General features: G+C 37.7%; 17 protein-coding genes and 1 riboswitch. Of the genes, 8 read left to right on the top strand and 9 right to left on the bottom strand.

What is annotated here, in order from left to right; genetic code table 11:
• Positions 1-87: 87 nt before the first annotated feature.
• Genes idi through gcvT form a run of 3 tightly spaced genes read left to right on the top strand, consistent with a single transcriptional unit; the run spans position 88 to position 2,168 of the window.
• Entirely contained in the window at positions 88-603 is a 516-nt protein-coding gene (gene idi, locus U9K52_RS03155) for an isopentenyl-diphosphate Delta-isomerase (RefSeq protein ID WP_322925303.1), read from the top strand.
• A complete protein-coding gene (locus U9K52_RS03150; protein WP_322925301.1) occupies positions 600-1,076 on the top strand; it encodes a hypothetical protein in 477 nt (158 codons plus the stop codon). Before idi ends, U9K52_RS03150 begins: the two co-directional genes overlap by 4 nt.
• Before the next feature lie 15 nt (positions 1,077-1,091).
• Positions 1,092-2,168 carry a glycine cleavage system aminomethyltransferase GcvT gene (gene gcvT, locus U9K52_RS03145; protein ID WP_322925299.1) on the top strand — a complete coding sequence of 359 codons (1,077 nt, stop codon included), beginning with the start codon at positions 1,092-1,094 and terminating at the stop codon, positions 2,166-2,168.
• A gap of 491 nt (positions 2,169-2,659) precedes the next feature.
• On the opposite strand, the gene U9K52_RS03140 is transcribed toward gcvT, so the two are convergent.
• Complete coding sequence (locus U9K52_RS03140) at positions 2,660-3,013, bottom strand: arsenate reductase family protein (RefSeq protein WP_322925297.1); 354 nt, start codon at positions 3,011-3,013, stop codon at positions 2,660-2,662.
• Between the two features lie 110 nt (positions 3,014-3,123).
• Between U9K52_RS03140 and U9K52_RS03135 the strand changes: the two genes are divergently transcribed.
• The 3 genes from U9K52_RS03135 (at position 3,124) to U9K52_RS03125 (ending at position 5,886) form a co-directional block, all read left to right on the top strand.
• Positions 3,124-3,591, top strand: a complete 468-nt coding sequence (locus U9K52_RS03135) for an acyl-CoA thioesterase (RefSeq protein ID WP_169229910.1) — start codon at positions 3,124-3,126, stop codon at positions 3,589-3,591.
• Positions 3,591-4,463, top strand: coding sequence for a sugar phosphate isomerase/epimerase (locus tag U9K52_RS03130; RefSeq protein ID WP_322925293.1), 873 nt, complete (start codon positions 3,591-3,593; stop codon positions 4,461-4,463). Before U9K52_RS03135 ends, U9K52_RS03130 begins: the two co-directional genes overlap by 1 nt.
• A 14-nt stretch (positions 4,464-4,477) precedes the next feature.
• Positions 4,478-4,545: riboswitch (Fluoride riboswitch) on the top strand.
• Positions 4,546-4,578: 33 nt separating this feature from the next.
• Entirely contained in the window at positions 4,579-5,886 is a 1,308-nt protein-coding gene (locus U9K52_RS03125) for a voltage-gated chloride channel family protein (protein WP_322925291.1), read from the top strand.
• Between the two features lie 362 nt (positions 5,887-6,248).
• Here the strand turns inward: U9K52_RS03125 and U9K52_RS03120 are convergent, their stop codons facing one another.
• From U9K52_RS03120 to U9K52_RS03085, 8 genes are all read right to left on the bottom strand, one after another.
• Complete coding sequence (locus U9K52_RS03120) at positions 6,249-6,437, bottom strand: hypothetical protein (RefSeq protein ID WP_322925290.1); 189 nt, start codon at positions 6,435-6,437, stop codon at positions 6,249-6,251.
• A 159-nt stretch (positions 6,438-6,596) separates the two neighbouring features.
• Positions 6,597-7,838 carry an MFS transporter gene (locus tag U9K52_RS03115; RefSeq protein ID WP_322925288.1) on the bottom strand — a complete coding sequence of 414 codons (1,242 nt, stop codon included), beginning with the start codon at positions 7,836-7,838 and terminating at the stop codon, positions 6,597-6,599.
• 79 nt (positions 7,839-7,917) lie between these two features.
• Positions 7,918-9,483: a ribonuclease Y gene (gene rny, locus U9K52_RS03110; protein WP_248392393.1), complete on the bottom strand. Its 1,566-nt coding sequence runs from the start codon at positions 9,481-9,483 to the stop codon at positions 7,918-7,920.
• Between the two features lie 222 nt (positions 9,484-9,705).
• On the bottom strand, positions 9,706-9,993 hold the full coding sequence (locus U9K52_RS03105) for a cell division protein ZapA (RefSeq protein ID WP_322925285.1): 288 nt from the start codon (positions 9,991-9,993) through the stop codon (positions 9,706-9,708).
• Complete coding sequence (locus tag U9K52_RS03100) at positions 9,993-10,295, bottom strand: hypothetical protein (protein WP_248392389.1); 303 nt, start codon at positions 10,293-10,295, stop codon at positions 9,993-9,995. Before U9K52_RS03100 ends, U9K52_RS03105 begins: the two co-directional genes overlap by 1 nt.
• Before the next feature lie 137 nt (positions 10,296-10,432).
• Positions 10,433-11,215, bottom strand: coding sequence for a porin family protein (locus U9K52_RS03095; RefSeq protein ID WP_322925282.1), 783 nt, complete (start codon positions 11,213-11,215; stop codon positions 10,433-10,435).
• A 3-nt stretch (positions 11,216-11,218) separates the two neighbouring features.
• A complete protein-coding gene (gene ubiE, locus U9K52_RS03090; RefSeq protein WP_322925281.1) occupies positions 11,219-11,950 on the bottom strand; it encodes a bifunctional demethylmenaquinone methyltransferase/2-methoxy-6-polyprenyl-1,4-benzoquinol methylase UbiE in 732 nt (243 codons plus the stop codon).
• Between the two features lie 3 nt (positions 11,951-11,953).
• Positions 11,954-12,523 carry a hypothetical protein gene (locus U9K52_RS03085; RefSeq protein WP_248392385.1) on the bottom strand — a complete coding sequence of 190 codons (570 nt, stop codon included), beginning with the start codon at positions 12,521-12,523 and terminating at the stop codon, positions 11,954-11,956.
• Positions 12,524-12,624: 101 nt separating this feature from the next.
• On the opposite strand from U9K52_RS03085, the gene U9K52_RS03080 reads away from it, so the two are divergent.
• Positions 12,625-13,692, top strand: coding sequence for a 3-oxoacyl-ACP synthase III family protein (locus tag U9K52_RS03080; RefSeq protein ID WP_248392383.1), 1,068 nt, complete (start codon positions 12,625-12,627; stop codon positions 13,690-13,692).
• Positions 13,693-13,756: 64 nt separating this feature from the next.
• A complete protein-coding gene (locus U9K52_RS03075; protein WP_322925278.1) occupies positions 13,757-14,962 on the top strand; it encodes a metallophosphoesterase in 1,206 nt (401 codons plus the stop codon).
• The last annotated feature ends 3 nt before the right edge of the window (positions 14,963-14,965 follow it).

The raw sequence follows: 14,965 nt of genomic DNA, 5'->3' as shown, positions 1-14,965 counted from the left end.
TCCATTTACAGATATCTTTAAATATCAAAATCATGATGTTTTACCAAAAATTTTCAGAATACATATATTACGCTTACATTTGTAGAAATGGAAGAATTCGTAGTTTTAGTAAACCCCGAAGATCAAGTTCTCGGTTTAATGGAAAAGCAGCAGGCACACGTCAACGGCCTTCTGCACCGTGCTTTCTCTGTATTTTTGTTCAACAGTAACGGTGAAATGCTTTTACAAAAAAGAGCTTCCGGAAAATATCATTCCCCATTAAAGTGGACCAACGCGGTCTGCTCTCATCCCAGAATTGAAGAAACATATCTAGAGGGAGCCAGACGCCGAATGAAAGAGGAGCTGGGAATTGACGCTGAACTTTCAGAAAAATTCAGCTTTATTTACAAGGCTGATGTAGGAAACGGGCTATGGGAACATGAACTTGATCACGTTTTTACAGGGATTTTTGAAGAAGAATTTCACCTTAATAAAGATGAAGTAGAAGAAATACGATATATTTCAATGGAGGATCTCGACAAAGAAATAGCCGGAAATCCTGAAAATTTTACAGAGTGGTTCAAGATTATCCTTGATGAATACAAACACCATTTTAATTCATGAAAAAAATTTTTCTCGCATTTGTTCTGTTGAAAGGAACTTTATTGATGGCACAATCAATTCCAACAGAGGTATATGATCATGAAAACTACTCTATCATTTATCCTCAAGGCTGGAAAGTCACCAATGACAGCGAGATAGTCAATATATTTCCTCCAAGCCAGATAGGAGCCATTACCATTTCGGAATATCATGGCCTGAATCTGCCGAAATCCGAAACTAAAAAATTCATCCTTGCCCTTTACAAATCGTCCGATGACGAAAAGAAAGTAATTTCTAAAAGCGGCAAAAAAGGATATACAGAATATTTTTACGAATACCTTGACGAAAAAGAAAAGCTCGTTTGGCTTACCAAAGTCTACCAGAAAGATAAAGACCTGTACCTGATTTCCATCAACTGCGGACAGAAATACTGGAACGGCAATTTTATGAAGCTTTTCAATGAAGCTTTTGACAGTTTTAAAATAAAGAAATAGAAATAAAAATTAACTATGAAGAAAACAGCATTGTACGACAAGCACGTATCTTTAGGCGCTAAAATCGTACCTTTTGCAGGTTTTGAAATGCCTGTACAATATTCCGGAGTTACTGAAGAACACTTTGCCGTAAGAGAAAAGGCAGGTTTGTTCGATGTTTCTCACATGGGACAGTTTTTCATTGAAGGAACGGGTTCCAAAGAACTATTGCAGTACGTTACAACCAATAATGTAGATGCATTGGAAAATGGAAAAGCCCAGTATTCATGCCTTCCTAACGAAAACGGAGGAATCGTGGACGATCTTATCGTTTACAAAATGGAAGACGACAAATATTTCGTGGTTGTTAATGCTTCAAACATTGATAAAGACTGGGATCACATCTCAAAATATAATACTTTCGGAGCGAAAATGACGAACGCTTCAGACGATATGTCCTTACTGGCAGTTCAGGGTCCGAAAGCTACCGGGATTCTTCAGAAATTAACGGAAACCAATCTTTCAGAAATTCCTTATTATCACTTTACCGTAGGTTCCGTAGCAGGAGTAAATGATGTCATCATATCCAATACTGGTTACACCGGAAGCGGCGGTTTTGAAATTTATTTTAAAAATGAAGATGCGGTAACGCTTTGGGATGCTATTATTGAAGCAGGTGCAGAAGAAGGTATCATTCCTTGCGGACTGGCATCCAGAGATACACTGCGTCTTGAAAAAGGGTTTTGCCTGTATGGAAACGACATTGATGATGCGACATCGCCTATTGAAGCAGGATTGGGATGGATCACCAAATTTGACAAAGATTTTCTTTCGAAAGAAACATTTGCCAAGCAAAAAGAAGAAGGCGTTACCAGAAAACTGGTTGGTTTCGAATTGACCGACAAGGGAGTTCCGAGACACGATTACCCTGTTGTAGACGCAGAAGGCAACGTGATCGGGAAAGTAACTTCCGGAACACAATCTCCAATGAAAAAAGTAGGGTTAGGTCTTGCGTATGTTGACAAACCTCATTTTAAAATCGGTTCTGAGATCTTCATCCAGGTAAGAAATAAAAATATTCCTGCCAAAGTAGTGAAAGCGCCTTTTGTATAATTTTTGACATTACTTTGTCAAAACCGAAATTTTGACTACGTTCAAAACATACCATAAAACCTGCCTTTTAGCGGGTTTTTGTTTTTTAGGAGCTTAATCCGGCTATCCACTTTATCTTTTTCTTGGTCGGCGGGAGCTTTGCTCCCGCCGACCAAGAAAAAGGATGCCGTTTCTATCCGGGCTGGAATTTGGTCAACCAAATTATGATTCTGCAACTGCAGTTTGTTTCCCACAACCTGTTTGAGACTTCCGTCAATTGCATTTTGTTTCCCGCAACCTGTTTGAGACTTCCGTCAATTGCATTTTGTTTCCCACAACCTGTTTGAGACTTCCGGCAATTGCATTTTGTTTCCCGCAACCTTGTTTGAGACTTCCGGCAGAATATTTTGGTTATAAGTTATTTTTAAAGATAAAACCTCACAGGTTTTGAAAACCTGTGAGGTTTGGATATCTTACAAAAAATATTTTAAAATTCGCGAATTGGTGCAAAGCTATTTCACTCCAAAAAACTCCTGCAACGCTTCTACATTTTTCTTATCATTTCCCACGAAAATTTTATCATTGGTAATAAAAACCGGACGCTTCAAAAACGTATAATGATCCAATAACAATTCTTTAAAATCCTTTTCTGTTAAAGACTTTACATCCAGGCCTCTCAATTTAATCTGCGTAGACTTTTTACCGAATAATGTTTCATAAGATTGGGTTTTCTCATACATTTCGGCTAATTCCTCTTCCGTAACCGGTTCTTTTCTGATCTCGCGCAATTCCCAGTCTGATAAATCAAATTGCGCTAAAATCTTTCTGCAGGTATCACACGTATTCAGGTGAAAAACTTTTTTCATTTAAATAATATTCTAATCGTTAACAGAAAATATTCATTTTCATTCTTCAAAAGTAAGATTTAATCTAAAATTTTAAAAATTATAAATACCTTTATTCAAATTTTAAAAGAATGGAGAACAAACCTGTGACTTTTCAGTTTATTTCTGAGCCTTCAGACGTAAATTACGGAGGAAATGTGCATGGAGGAAGCGTGATGAAATGGATTGACCAGGCCGGCTACGCATGTGCCACCACCTGGAGCGGGAATTATTCGGTTACTGTATACGTGGGCGGAATCCGGTTTTATGAACCTATAAAAATAGGGGAAATTGTAAAAGTGGAAGCGCAGGTGATCTACACCGGTTCTTCAAGCATGCATATCGCCATCAATGTCTTCTCCAGAAACCTTAAGCAGCCTAAATTCGATAAGAAAACACACTGTATCATTGTATTTGTGGCAGTTGATGAGAACGGAAAAAAACTTCCGGTCCCGAAATGGATTCCCGAAACCGAAGAAGACAGACAGAAAGAACAGTACGCTATACGGCTAATGCAGCTGCGTACACAGATTGAAGATGAAATGAAACCCTTTCTGTAATGCATAGAAAAGATTTTATCAAGCTTTCATCCTTGGGATTCTTAGGTTTATATTCCTGTGGAATTTCTCCATTTAAAAAAAGACAAAATACATTGGCAATTCAGTTATACACCGTACGGGATGCAATGTCGACAGACCCTGAAAAAACACTCGAAAGACTGGCAGCCATGGGCTTTACCGGACTGGAAATCTATGCGTACAACAGTACTTTTTTCGGAAAAACCCCTCAGGAATTTCAGCGCATTCTTAAAAATACAGGATTGAGAGTCATCAGCTCACATCATATAACAGGAAATTTTAATAAAGGACAGGGAACTTTACTCTATAACTGGGAAAAATCTGTGGAAGATCTTCATTTTATCGGTTCAGAATATATGGTTTGTTCTTACCTTTTTCCGGAAGAACGAACTTTGGAAAACTATAAGAAACTTCCTGAACTGCTTGAAAATTCAGGAAAAGCTACAAAAGAAGCCGGAATTCAGTTTGCGTACCATAATCACGATTTTGAATTTGAAAAGTTTGATGATAACCGAAATGTTTATGATTTTATTTTAGAAAATTCTTCACCGGAACTGGTTAAAATGGAGCTTGATCTTTACTGGATTTCAAAGGCAGGAATTGATCCTCTGATGTATTTCGAGAAATATCCCGGAAGATTTCCGCTGTGGCACGTAAAAGATATGAAAGCCGGGACGAAAGATTTCACCGAGATCGGAAATGGTACCATCGATTTTGAGCGGATTTTTAAAGCCGGAAAGCAGGCGGGCCTTCAATACTGGTTCCTGGAGCAGGATTCCAGTGATAAAGATATTTTTGAAAGCATCTGCATCAGCAACGAATTTATTGCTAAAAACCGTTTCTTTTTAAAATAATTTTTATCTTTGTACAACAAAAAGGAAATGGTGTTCTTCCTTACCCAACCGCTTTCAAAAAGCTGATGACGCCTGATTAAGAAAGATTATTAACAATAATTTGATCAGGAAAATTATGTCTCCAAAACAAAGAACCCATACTCACATAATACAACTTCAACTTCGTTTATTTTCACGTAAATACCCGGCATTGTTATATGTCATTAAATGGCTTTTCATTAGCTTAATCATTGGAATCACTGCAGGAACCGCTTCCGCAGGCTTTCTGGAATCATTGTCGTGGGCCACCCGTTTCAGGGAAAGCCATGCCTGGCTGATTACCTTTCTTCCGCTTGCCGGACTTGCTGTTGGAATGCTGTATTATTACTTTGGAAAAGATGTGGAAGCGGGAAACAACCTTCTCATCGAAACCATTCATGAACCGGCGAAAAAAATCATTCCTTTTAAAATGGCCCCGTTTGTTTATATCGGAACTATTGCCACCCATTTTTTCGGGGGCTCGGCAGGGCGTGAAGGAACAGCGTTACAAATGGCAGGTGCTATTTCAGACCAATTTACAAAACTTTTAAAGCTGAATGAGCAGGATCGAAAAGTGCTTATCATCTCAGCAATTGCTGCCGGATTCGGTTCTGTGTTCGGAACTCCATTGGCAGGAGCGGTTTTCGGGCTTGAAGTTTTTCTCATAGGAAAAATTCGATACAATGGTATTTTTCCGGCTTTTGCATCCGCTATTCTGGCAGATCAGGTTACCCGATTGTGGCATGTTCATCATACAGAATATCTTATCGGAGTAATCCCTAAAAATGATTTTCTGCCTTTTATTTATTCTGTGATAGCAGGAATTGTTTTCGGGATCTGTGCTGCTGCTTTCAGCAGGCTGATGCATTATGGAGGTTTTATCTTTAAATCAAAATTTGCATATCCGCCTTTACGCTCTTTTGTTGGAGGAATTATTATTGCCGCAGCGGTTTTTGCAATGGGAACAACACGATATATCGGATTGGGAATTCCCGTTATTGAAGAAGCTTTCGGAGAACAGCTTCCTTTGTATGATTTTGTGCTGAAAATGTTATTTACAGTCGTAACGCTTTCAGCGGGATTTAAAGGAGGTGAGGTTACCCCATTATTTTTCATCGGAGCCACTTTGGGAAGCGCTTTGTCTATATTCATTCCGCTTCCCTATGGATTACTGGCGGGAATGGGGTTTGTAGCAGTCTTTGCAGGTGCTACCAATACTCCCCTTGCCTGCACTCTGATGGGAATTGAGCTTTTTGGTGCAGAATGTGGAATATATGTTGCCATTGCCTGTATTGTAGCTTATTTATTTTCAGGAAATAACAGTATTTACACAAAACAAAAAATCGGGGAAGCTAAAAACAGCAGGTTCAGGTATTTTAACAATAAGAATTTTGAAGATTTGTAAAATGATCGCAGAATTTCCAAATTCAGGGTGCATTATAATTCCATAATTCAATTCGGAAAGATACTTCCTGAAACTTTATACTTATAGTTTAATTTAAATATCTCTTTGATGTCTGCAACTTTAGCCCCGATTGCAGCAATTGTCTGAGCTCATTTTTATAATTTTCGGCGCGGCGGGTGCGCCGCCGCGCCGAAAATTATAAAAATAGCGAGTGCGGAAAGCGGGAACAGCTCCTGAAAATTAATTTTTAAAACCTGCATGCGGAATAACAGTTTCAATAATTACAAAAACCTTTTGGTAATCCCAAAAGGCTTCTGCGTATTAAATGTGGAAATGTTTATTTCTAATGAAATAATTCTCTTTTATACAAAATCCTTACAAGTATATACTTGTGGACATGCTATGTATTGGATGCAATATTTAGGGCCTGTTACAGATCCTGCGCAGTCGCATCCGCAAAGGGAAAGATCAGGCGTTCCGCTAATACCACCCGTAATGTTTTTAAGATCAGCTTTTTTTAATTTTGTGGCGTTTTTCAAAAAATTTTTCATTGTGATTTGGTTTTGGTGATTAATTACAGTTTCAAAGTTAAACAAATATTAATTATTCACAGCATAATTTAATATTAAATTTTATAATTAATTTATTTTGTTCAACTTAATATTTTTATAACGGTAAACTATACTAATTTATTTCTTAAACAGCTGAATTTATTCTGTAAATTCCAGATCCCTGTTGTGAGTTTCGGAAATCGTAAGCGATGAGTAGAAAGCAAGTGTAAAAACGATAAGACCTACTAATGCGGCACTTACAATTACCGTAAAATCATTTTTAAAAAAATCAAAAGCCAGGATCATTACCGGAACTAAACCACGAACCATATTGGGAACAGTGGTAGTTGCCGTATTCCTGATATTTGTTCCGAACTGTTCTGCTGCCAGTGTGACAAACATAGCCCAATATCCGGTGCCCAAACCAAGCCAGATACAGAAAATATAGTATTTTGTTTCCGTATCCGTATTGCCAAACAGCATGAGGGCAACACCTATAATGGTAAAAATCAGCATATAAAAAATAGCCATTTTCCGGGATTTCAGAAGATGCGAAATAAACCCGCTTGCCAGATCACCTACGGAAATTCCTACATATGCCCACATAATAGCTTTACCTGGACTCAGATCTTTAATTCCCAGTTCAGGAGCAAACTGATTGGCAAGTACCGCCAGAATCCCGATACAATACCAGGTCGGTAATCCGATTGCAATGCATTTCAAATATCTTATCAGACGATCTTTATGGGTAAAAAATGTAAGAAAGTTACCTTTGGAAACAGATTTGTGTTCAATATTTTTATAAATCCCGGATTCCGAAACACTTATTCTCAGGAATAATAATAAAATACCGAGTACTCCTCCTATGATGTAAGAAATATTCCAGCCACCAGCCAGCTCTACCGTAAGCTGCGCGACTACTGCGCCCATCAGTCCGAAACCGGCAACAACAGAAGTTCCAATGGCTCTCAGATTTTTCGGCAGGCTTTCGGAAACAAGGGTAATTCCGGCTCCAAGTTCTCCGGCAAGACCTATCCCTGCCAAAAATCTTAATCCTGCATACTGATACACTAAATGTTCTTTTGGAAAATAAGGTAAAAAACCACAGGCAATATTTGCTAAAGAATAAACCAATATGGATCCGAATAAAACCGACAACCTGCCTTTCTTATCGCCGAAAACTCCCCAAAATATGCCGCCTATCAGTAATCCTACCATTTGTGCATTGAGAATAAAGGTTCCATCCGTATCCGGATTTAGGCCTAAAGCTTTTAAACTGGGAATTCGTACAATGCCGAACAGAAGCAAATCATAAATATCAACAAAGTATCCCAAAGCGGAAATGATAACAGGAATCGAAAAAATGTACTTCAGTTTCGAAGAAGTGGAAAGTTCTTGCATCTCGGAGTTTTAATTTTGCTAAAAATAAAAAACCTTTCAATTTCTTGAAAGGTTTTTATGAAATATCTTTGTATATCGATTATCTCGCAATATTTACAGCTCTTGTTTCCCTGATTACGGTTACTTTTACCTGTCCAGGATATGTAAGCTCGTTTTGGATTTTTTCTGAAATATCATAAGACAGCTGGGAAGCGACTTCGTCATTCACTTTGCCGCTTTCTACCATTACTCTTAGTTCTCTACCCGCCTGAATTGCATACGCTGATGAAACCCCATCAAAACTTAACGCTGCAGATTCAAGATCTTTCAATCTCTGAATGTAGGATTCCAACACCTGTCTTCTTGCTCCCGGTCTTGCTCCTGAGATCGCATCGGCAACCTGGATAATCGGGGACAATAACGATGTCATTTCCACTTCATCGTGGTGAGCACCGATAGCGTTTACCACTTCTGCATTTTCGCCGTATTTTTCAGCCCACTGCATTCCCAGTAAAGCGTGAGGAAGTTCAGATTCCTGTTCAGGAACTTTACCGATATCGTGTAACAGACCTGCTCTTTTTGCTAGTTTCACATTTAATCCTAATTCAGCAGCCATGGTTGCGGCAATGTTTGCCACTTCTCTTGAGTGTTGCAGTAAGTTTTGACCGTAAGAAGAACGGTATTTCATTCTACCAACGATTTTGATCAGTTCAGGATGTAATCCGTGGATCCCTAAATCAATGATCGTTCTTTTTCCTACTTCAATGATTTCTTCTTCAATCTGTTTTCTGGTTTTCTCTACCACTTCTTCAATTCTCGCAGGGTGAATTCTACCGTCTGTTACCAATCGGTGAAGGGATAATCTGGCGATTTCTCTTCTAACCGGATCGAAACATGAAAGAAGAATTGCTTCAGGAGTATCGTCTACAATAATTTCCACGCCTGTTACTGCTTCCAAAGCACGGATATTTCTCCCTTCTCTACCGATAATTCTACCTTTAACCTCATCTGATTCAATATTGAAAACTGATACGGAATTTTCAATAGCCTGCTCGGTTCCGATTCTCTGAATCGTTTGGATTACGATTTTTCTTGCTTCACTTTTAGCATTAAGCTGAGCTTCTTCCATGATGCTCTGCACGTGTGCCTGAGCTCTTGTTTTGGCTTCTGCTTTCATGGTTTCCACCAATTCTGCTCTTGCTTCTTCTGCCGTATAGTTAGAAATTTTTTCAAGAATTTCAACTTTTTTAGCGGTTGCAAGATCAAGTTCCTGCTGTTTCCTATCTAAAATTTCGTTTTTCTTGGCATAATCCGCGATTTGTTTATCGAGGTCCTTTTCCAGTTTACCGGCCTTGCTAAGCTCATCGTTCAGTTTGTGTTCCTTATCCTTAATCCTTTTTTCAACCTCCTGCATTTTCTTTTCTCTTACCTGAATATCAGCATCATGCTGTGATTTCAGCTCCAGGAATTTTTCTTTTGCCTGAAGGTTTTTTTCTTTCTTTATGGACTCGGCCTGTACGTTGGCTTTTTCTATAAGGTTTTCGGCATTTTTCTTTGCATCATCTATAATAAATTTTGCTTTAGTATTGAGTGAACTTTTGGAGAAAAACACTCCTACTGCCGCTCCGATTACTAAACAAACAACGCCGACTATAACTTCTATCATAATGTATATTGAGTTTTAATTGTATTACATAAAAAAAGCCCACAATAATCCAGAGATTGAGAGTAAACTCCTAATCAACACGATTTGAACTGATTTCCACTGTCTGTAATCCGGACGAACCGGCACGCCATTCAATGGACATTTGTTCGGTAATTGTTTAGCGTTGAGTTTACCTTTAATGTGTTAGAATTATTGTAGGCAGCACTTTCCGGGAAAAAAAATCTATTTCCCTATTTCATTCAACGATTGATTAATGTTTGTTAATCTTTCGTTGGTAGATTGTATTGTTTTTTCGTAGTTCATAGACACTACTTCCGCATTGGTTCCTAATTTCAGGGCACACATTGCCAAAGCATCCTGTTTGTCTCTCACATCGAAATTCTGTTCAAAATCTTTAATCATATTTTCAATCTGCTTCCCAACTTTGCGCAACGTTTCTTCTTCTGCTGCGGGTACGTTCAGCGGATATACTCTTCCTGCAATATTAATGGTTATTCTTCTTACTTCCATTATAATCCACTGTTTTGAAGCTGTGCAATACAGAAATCTATTTCTTTCACCAACCTGTTGATGTGATTTTTCATCAATCTGTTGTGTTCAGGATTTCCTGATATTGCTGAATAAAGTTTTATATTTTTTTGTTCTTCTGCTAATACCTGATTTTTTTTCCTTTCTTCATCATACCTTTTTTTCAGGTCTTCATGCTCCATGCTTAATTCCGAGAATTTTTCAGTAAGACTTTTGTAATTCTTTTGTAATAGCAAAATCTTTTTCTCTAATTCTGAAAAATTGTTTTCTAAATCTTGAAGCATTTCAGGTTTTGTATATTCTAACTAGTAGCAAAAATAACAAAATATTAACACTAACAAAAATAAAAGTCTTTATATTTTGATTTCAAACATAAAAGGAGACACAAATGCGCCTCCTTTTTATCTCTTATTCTATTTTCTTATTCAAATTTCAGTACGAAGAAAACAGCTCTTGTCTGTAAGGTAGACATTGCTGCAGTCCAGTAAGGAGGTGTTGTCGCATTATCTGCCACAATCTCGTTATTCATAATGAATGTTCCTCTGATTGCTGGTGTAAGCTTAAATTTATTAAAGTAAAACTGGATGCCCATTTCTGCAGACCATGCAAAATTGTGTGTTGTAGATCTGAAAACCTGCTGTAGGTTATCATCAGTAGAGTCTGAATTTGACTGTAGATTAACAATATAATTAACCCCTGCTGCAACATATGGTCTTGAATTGTACCATCTCTGCCCATGGAATTCCAGCAACACAGGAACGTCAACCAAAGTTGTTTTAACTTCTCTTACTCTGTCTTTTTCAGCCAAAGGAATAGGAATAAAAGGATCGTTTGTCAAAGTACCTGCTGCATACTGATCGTTAGACTGTGTATTGAAAGTTAATTGTCTCTGACCGAATTGTAACCCTGGTTCTAATCTTAAATCCAAATAATCGTTCAGTCTCCATTTTGCAATTAATCCGGCACCAAAACTGTAACTCTCTTTAGAGGTAACAAGATTCTGGTTATTACTTGAGCCATATCTTGGATTCAGAACGATACGGTAGTCTAGTCTGTTACCATTCAGATAAAAACCCCAGCTGAACTTTTGCTCATCAAAGTCTTCCAACTTATCCATTCTGTTTCGGGTTCTGAATTGCGCGTTTGCTAACAACGCAACATTTACTGAGGCTAAAACCAGTGCTTTTAATAAAAATTTATTCATAGGTTACTTTGTTGCTTTATAAATTGTGGCTATACCTAAACTTAGTTTTTTATATTCAACTTTTTTAAATCCTGTATCTAAAAGAATTTGTCTCATCTTTTCCCCGAAAGGAAAAGCATTTACAGAATCCGGAAGGTATGTGTATGCCCTATTATCCTTGGAAACCAGTCTGCCAATAGCAGGTAATATATTTTTAAAATAAAACATATAGAATGGCGCCATGAAACCCTCAACCTTTGAAAACTCCAGTATATAAACACTCTTGTTATCTTTAACAACTCTTCTCAACTCTGCCAAACCTTTGGTAAGGTTTTCAAAATTCCTCACTCCAAACGCAATGGATACCGCATCAAATCTGTTATCCTCGAAAGGTAAGTTTTCCGCATCTCCTTTTTGCATGGAAATTTTGCCGTCTAATTTAAGTTTTTTTATTTTAATAACGCCAACATTTAACATTTGTTGCGATAAATCCAATCCGATCACTTTTGAGCCTGTGCCTTTTTCAACAGCAATGGCCAGATCTCCCGTGCCGGTAGCGACATCCAGCACTTCCTGCGGGCTATCTTTTTTCATCCAGTTCACTAAAGTATTTCTCCATAAAACATCAATTTTCATGGACAGCACATGATTGAGCAGATCATACTTCGGTGCAATATTGTCGAACATATCCTCTACCTGGCTTTTTTTAGTAGCTTCAGAGTTGTAGGGCGTAATTTTGGTAATATCTTTTGTCAAAACTTAAAACTTGTAATATTCTTTATAATAATTAAGGTAATCCTGTTTTCTGAAGATCTTTGATCTTGACTCTACCTTCTGAACGTTTTTGATTACTTTATCATAATCCTCATCTACGTTATAGTAAAAATCGTCGGTAAACAGTTTGTTGAAGCGTCTTGCTCCTCCAAAATAGGCTTTTCCGTCGATTATGGTTTTATCCAATGCCAAAAGTAGTGAATCTTTCTTAAGATTGTAGCCATAATACTGCTCATTGATATAATAATCCTGATGTGCAATATTAATAAGCCCTCTTATTTTATTAACTTCGAAAGCAGAATCAAACAACAATTTTTTATTCTGGTCAAACACTTTAATGGAATTTTTCCCTTTATTAAGGTCAACGTGAACGGTCTGCCCTCCTGCGATAGTTCCTTCTGAACCGTTGTTTATTTTATAATAGAATGTATTTGCCGTAGGATTGTCCACTACATAATAATTCCTTTTGGCCAGAAAGAGAAAGTAAATCCCAAAGGCAAAGATAAATGCCGCAATTGCAATAAGTAAGCCTTTTAAGGATGCATTATTTTTCATAGGATTGTAAAGTACAATTTTTGCAAATTTAATAATATTTTTAATTCTCTGTTATTAATATTAATTATTAACTTTGCATCTTTAAAAAATCATTTAAACGAATGCCGAATACGATCATAATTGGTTCTGGATCTTACCTTCCCGGCAGAATTATCGGGAGAGACTATTTCTTAGGTTCAGATTTTTATTCAGAAGACGGGGTGAAAATTGATAAACCTGCTGAAGAAACGATTGCAAAATTTGTAGAAATTACAGAAATTGAGAACAGAAGATTCATAGAAGAAGATCTATCCAATTCACAAATCGGGTACGAGGCTGCCAAAATTGCGATTGAAGACGCGAAAATAGATCAGGAAGAACTTGATTATATTATTTATGCCAGCAATTTCGGAGAAGTCACGGTACACGGATATGCGGATTTCATGCCAACCATGGCGGCAAGAGTAAAGAATAAGCTCGGCATTAAAAACAGAAAATGTGTAACATATGATATGCTTTTCGGGTGTCCGGGATGGGTGGAAGCGATGATTTTGGCCGACAACTTAATTAAAGCTAAAGTAGCTAAAACCATTCTTGTAATCGGCGCAGAAACATTAAGCAGGGTAACTGATCCTCACGACAGAAACAGAATGATTTTTGCCGACGGTGCAGGTGCTGTTGTTGTAAAAGCAACAGACGATGAAAATGTAGGAATCATTGCCCACAACACCATTTGTGACAACGGCCCGGAACTGGATTATTTAGCAAATGGCCCTTCCATTAATAAAGAATCTGACCAGACGCGTATTTTTGTAAGAATGCAGGGAAGAAAAATATATGAGTATGCGTTGAAAAACGTACCTGCTGCGATAAAAGAAACTATTGAAGACGCGGGACTTTCTATAGAAGACATCAATAAAATTCTGATTCACCAGGCTAATGCCAAGATGGATTATGCCATGATCGAAAGACTTCACAAGCTTTATAATGTGAAAGATTATGATCATTCTATTTCACCAATGACGATTCAGGAATTCGGAAATTCTTCTGTGGCAACCATTCCTACCATGTTTGATTTAATAATTAAAGGAAAAATGGAAGGTCAATCGTTTAAAGATAAAGGTAACATTGTGATGACTTCGGTAGGTGCCGGAATGAATATCAATGCTATCGTTTACAGATTTCCTTAATAATATTTAATTAAAATAACAAAAAGCACAGGGAAATTATTCTTTGTGCTTTTTTTAAACGATTATGCAAAGAAACTTTTTAATTATTGCTGCCGTCTTCCTCCTGCTGGAAGCATACATTTATCAGGCGATCAGAACCCTTACAGATAATTCCTGGATCAGGATCGGCTATTGGGTTATTACCCTAGTAGTATACGGTTTTTTCGCATACGAAATTTCTAACTTCAGCAGAGCCGACAGAAGTATGATGAGGGCCCAGATCATGATATCACTATTTTTGATCTTCATTCTGCCTAAAATTTTTGTCGTTTTATTTCTTTTAATTGATGATATCCTGAGAACCGGAGGCTACCTGATCGGACTTGCAGGATCTTCAGAGAATTTCTTTCCTGAAAGAAGAAAATTTTTAAGCATCTTAGGATTAGGACTCGGAGGTGTACTTTCCGCTCTTTTTATTGATGGAATCACCTTTGGAAAATACCGTCACAAAGTAAGAAAAGTAAGGATTAATTTTGCCAATCTTCCGAAAAGTTTCAAAGGGTATAAAATTGTACAGATTTCGGATGTCCACAGCGGAAGTTTTTCGGATCCTTCCAAGCTGGAACATGCCATCAACCTTATCAATGAACAAAATCCTGATCTTGTACTATTCACAGGAGATATGGTGAATAATGTGGCTGAAGAATTTAAGCCATTTATCCCGTTGTTTTCAAAGATTAAAGCAAAAGATGGCAAATTTGCCGTTCTTGGCAATCATGATTATGGCGATTATGTACAATGGAACTCACCGGATGAAAAGAGAAAAAACCTTGATACATTGATTGATTATGAGAGACAAGCCGGTTTTGATATGCTTCGGAATGAGCACCGCATTATTGAGAAAAACGGTGAAAAGCTCTACATTCTGGGGGTTGAAAACTGGGGATTGAAACCTTTTCCGCAATTCGGGAGAATTGATGATGCGTTGAAAGGAGTTCCGGAATCGGCTACAAAAATCCTGATGAGCCACGATCCTACACATTTCGATTATGTCGTAAAAAAACACCCGGGAAACATTCATCTGACCCTTTCCGGGCACACGCACGGAATGCAGTTTGGGCTCGACCTTAAAAATATCAAATGGTCTCCGGTACAGTACAAATATCCGAAATGGGCAGATTTATATGAAAGTGAAGGAAAAATGCTGTATGTAAACAGAGGTTTTGGAGTATTGGCCTATCCGGGAAGAGTGGGTGTTTTGCCCGAAATCACGCTTTTCGAACTGGCATAATTA

It is taken from the genome of Chryseobacterium sp. MHB01, assembly GCF_034651565.1.
In the GTDB taxonomy this organism is placed as follows: Bacteria; Bacteroidota; Bacteroidia; order Flavobacteriales; family Weeksellaceae; genus Chryseobacterium; species Chryseobacterium nepalense.
This window is presented reverse-complemented; position numbering and strand designations above follow the sequence as displayed.

What these genes read in the sequence shown, in the direction of transcription:
- idi (WP_322925303.1), top strand. Translation starts at nt 88, where the DNA reads ATGGAAGAATTCGTAGTTTTAGTAAACCCCGAAGATCAAGTTCTCGGT.
- U9K52_RS03150 (WP_322925301.1), top strand. Translation starts at nt 600, where the DNA reads ATGAAAAAAATTTTTCTCGCATTTGTTCTGTTGAAAGGAACTTTATTG.
- gcvT (WP_322925299.1), top strand. Translation starts at nt 1,092, where the DNA reads ATGAAGAAAACAGCATTGTACGACAAGCACGTATCTTTAGGCGCTAAA.
- U9K52_RS03140 (WP_322925297.1), bottom strand. Translation starts at nt 3,013, where the DNA reads ATGAAAAAAGTTTTTCACCTGAATACGTGTGATACCTGCAGAAAGATT.
- U9K52_RS03135 (WP_169229910.1), top strand. Translation starts at nt 3,124, where the DNA reads ATGGAGAACAAACCTGTGACTTTTCAGTTTATTTCTGAGCCTTCAGAC.
- U9K52_RS03130 (WP_322925293.1), top strand. Translation starts at nt 3,591, where the DNA reads ATGCATAGAAAAGATTTTATCAAGCTTTCATCCTTGGGATTCTTAGGT.
- U9K52_RS03125 (WP_322925291.1), top strand. Translation starts at nt 4,579, where the DNA reads ATGTCTCCAAAACAAAGAACCCATACTCACATAATACAACTTCAACTT.
- U9K52_RS03120 (WP_322925290.1), bottom strand. Translation starts at nt 6,437, where the DNA reads ATGAAAAATTTTTTGAAAAACGCCACAAAATTAAAAAAAGCTGATCTT.
- U9K52_RS03115 (WP_322925288.1), bottom strand. Translation starts at nt 7,838, where the DNA reads ATGCAAGAACTTTCCACTTCTTCGAAACTGAAGTACATTTTTTCGATT.
- rny (WP_248392393.1), bottom strand. Translation starts at nt 9,483, where the DNA reads ATGATAGAAGTTATAGTCGGCGTTGTTTGTTTAGTAATCGGAGCGGCA.
- U9K52_RS03105 (WP_322925285.1), bottom strand. Translation starts at nt 9,993, where the DNA reads ATGGAAGTAAGAAGAATAACCATTAATATTGCAGGAAGAGTATATCCG.
- U9K52_RS03100 (WP_248392389.1), bottom strand. Translation starts at nt 10,295, where the DNA reads ATGCTTCAAGATTTAGAAAACAATTTTTCAGAATTAGAGAAAAAGATT.
- U9K52_RS03095 (WP_322925282.1), bottom strand. Translation starts at nt 11,215, where the DNA reads ATGAATAAATTTTTATTAAAAGCACTGGTTTTAGCCTCAGTAAATGTT.
- U9K52_RS03085 (WP_248392385.1), bottom strand. Translation starts at nt 12,523, where the DNA reads ATGAAAAATAATGCATCCTTAAAAGGCTTACTTATTGCAATTGCGGCA.
- U9K52_RS03080 (WP_248392383.1), top strand. Translation starts at nt 12,625, where the DNA reads ATGCCGAATACGATCATAATTGGTTCTGGATCTTACCTTCCCGGCAGA.
- U9K52_RS03075 (WP_322925278.1), top strand. Translation starts at nt 13,757, where the DNA reads ATGCAAAGAAACTTTTTAATTATTGCTGCCGTCTTCCTCCTGCTGGAA.